The organism is Vibrio sp. YT-16, assembly GCF_033337405.1.
GTDB classification, from domain to species: domain Bacteria; phylum Pseudomonadota; class Gammaproteobacteria; order Enterobacterales; family Vibrionaceae; genus Vibrio; species Vibrio alginolyticus.
The window spans coordinates 1-1,114 of record NZ_JAWOQQ010000133.1 but is presented as its reverse complement, the minus strand read 5'-3'; the positions used below and the strand labels follow the sequence as shown (position 1 = coordinate 1,114).

The following is a 1,114-nucleotide window of genomic DNA, read 5'->3' as shown; positions in this document are numbered from 1 at the left end:
CATCGATAACTCATCGCAATCGCTCATGACCATTATTGATGACATCCTCGATTTCTCCAAAGTCGAAGCGGGGAAGGTGGAACTCGCCAGCGAGACGTATCATTTTCGCCAGTTATTAGATGATGTGATCAGCTTACACACAGTAAAAGCGCAGCAAAAGAATTTGCAATTGCTCAGTGATATCGACCCTAAGTTGCCCGCTGAAGTACAAGGAGATGAAGGGCGTCTGAAGCAGGTGCTAAATAACTTACTTAGCAACGCGGTCAAATTCACCGAGCGTGGTCATGTCAAATTACTTGTCTCATTGCACGAGCAAAACAACGATATCGCCCAAGTTCGCTTTCGCGTTGTGGACTCGGGGATAGGTATTGCCAAAGAGCACCAGCAAGCGGTGTTTGAACGCTTTCAACAAGCCGATGGCAGTACAACTCGCAAATATGGTGGTACAGGGTTAGGTTTGGCGATTTGTGCCCAACTCGTCCACATCATGGGTGGAGACATCAAGCTAACCAGTGAACTTGGCTTGGGAAGCTGTTTCGATTTCACCATTCCTTTAACAGTGGTGAGCGGTCTTCCAACATATACCGATCCGCTCAATGTGCTCGATTTTCCTCGAACAGAGGCGAATGAGGCAACGAACAAAAATCCAGATACGCCGTGGGTTTTGATTGTCGAAGATACAGAAGTGAATCAGAGGGTTGTTCGCATTATGCTGGAACAGCTAGGGCTTAAAGTTAGTGTCGCGAGCCATGGTGAAGAAGCATTGCAGTTATGCCGCGAGCACGCCTTTGATCTCATCTTTATGGATTGCCAAATGCCAGTGATGGATGGGTTTATCGCGACAGAGCAGATCCGTGACATGAATGAGTGGGGCGCTCACGTGCCGATCATCGCATTAACTGCCAATGTAGTGAAAGAAGATCAGCAGCGTTGCTTTGAAGCGGGCATGAACGAGTTTGTTGCTAAGCCTGTGACGAAGGCGCGATTACAGCAAATCTTTGAACAATATTTGCCAAAAGCCCTCAAAAATATCGCCACACCCAAGTGAGTAACTTGAAATTGATCAAGTTAAGTGCGTTTCTATTCTGTAATTGTAACTCTGTGTGCTATAGTG

1 protein-coding gene is annotated in these 1,114 nt (G+C 46.7%); it reads left to right on the top strand.

Translation table 11 applies throughout. The features are described 5' to 3' along the window. Nucleotides 1–1,048, top strand: a 1,048-nt coding sequence (locus R7F07_RS25290) for an ATP-binding protein (RefSeq protein WP_318110679.1), incomplete at its 5' end; no start/stop codon positions are given. Nucleotides 1,049–1,114: the final 66 nt, after the last annotated feature.